The sequence below is a fragment of the Syntrophomonas sp. UBA5494 genome (genome assembly GCF_002426325.1).
Genome location: NZ_DIPG01000012.1, coordinates 20,728 through 21,714, shown reverse-complemented (window position 1 = coordinate 21,714; position 987 = coordinate 20,728). Strand labels below are relative to the sequence as shown.

The following is a 987-nucleotide window of genomic DNA, read 5'->3' as shown; positions in this document are numbered from 1 at the left end:
TGATCCCATTTAGGCCCCCCGATAGCCCCCAGGAGAACCGCATCAGAAGACTTGCACAAGGCCAGGGTCTCCGCCGGCAGGGGATGGCCGACGGCATCATAGGCGGCCCCTCCCACCAGGGCTTCTTTAAATTCAAACTGGTGACCATAACGAGCCGCGACGGCTTCCAGGGTCTTAACCGCCTGGGGAACAATTTCCACTCCGATGCCGTCACCGGGCAAAACCGCTATTCTATACATTCAGATCCGTTCCTTTCATGTATCATCTACAGACTAAATCGATAATTACTCAGTTCGGGCTTTCTCTTTTACGTAATTGATGAGGCCGCCTTGGGCCATAATCTCCTGCATGAAGGGCGGGAAAGGCTGGGCTTGATAAGAGATGCCGCTTCTTAAATTGGTGATGTGGCCGGTTTCCAGATCCACTTCGATCTGGTCTCCCTCCTCCATTCCATCAAAGGCTTCCTCGCATTCCAAAATAGGCAGCCCGATATTGATGCTGTTGCGATAAAATATACGCGCAAAAGAGCGGGCCACCACACAGGAGACCCCGGCTCCCTTGATGGCGATAGGGGCATGCTCACGGGAACTGCCGCATCCGAAGTTTTTGTCGGCAACGATTATATCACCGGGCTTCACCTTGGACGGAAAGGTGGGATCAGCGTCTTCCATACAGTGTTGGGCCAGTTCCAGCGGATCGAAAGTATTCAGGTATCTGGCCGGAATGATGGCATCGGTATCCACATCAGGGCCGAATTTATAAATCTTGCCTGTATATTTCATTTGTCACACCTCTTTTGTTATCTTCCTGTTGAGTTGAAACAGATCAGACTTGCCAGGGCGGGGTTATTTCCCCGGTGATGGCGCTGGCTGCAGCAACCGCCGGACTGGCCAGATATACCTCACTCTGAGGGTGCCCCATGCGGCCTACGAAGTTGCGGTTGGTGGTTGCCAGGGCGCGCTCCCCTTTAGCAAGAATTCCCATATG

The 987-nt window shown here is 53.2% G+C and carries 3 protein-coding genes; all 3 read right to left on the bottom strand.

Translation table 11 applies throughout. From position 1 onward, the window contains the following. On the bottom strand, positions 1 to 239 hold a 239-nt coding region (locus B3W37_RS01800), incomplete at its 3' end, for an isocitrate/isopropylmalate family dehydrogenase (protein ID WP_483174603.1). Positions 240 to 284: 45 nt separating this feature from the next. Next, positions 285 to 782: a 3-isopropylmalate dehydratase small subunit gene (gene leuD / locus B3W37_RS01795; protein WP_483169753.1), complete on the bottom strand. Its 498-nt coding sequence runs from the start codon at positions 780 to 782 to the stop codon at positions 285 to 287. Positions 783 to 825: 43 nt separating this feature from the next. Further along, the coding region (locus B3W37_RS01790) for an aconitase family protein (protein WP_483174606.1) at positions 826 to 987 on the bottom strand (162 nt) is incomplete at its 5' end.

Excerpts from the sequence above, each read along its gene's own strand:
- leuD (WP_483169753.1), bottom strand. The coding sequence starts at position 782 with ATGAAATATACAGGCAAGATTTATAAATTCGGCCCTGATGTGGATACC.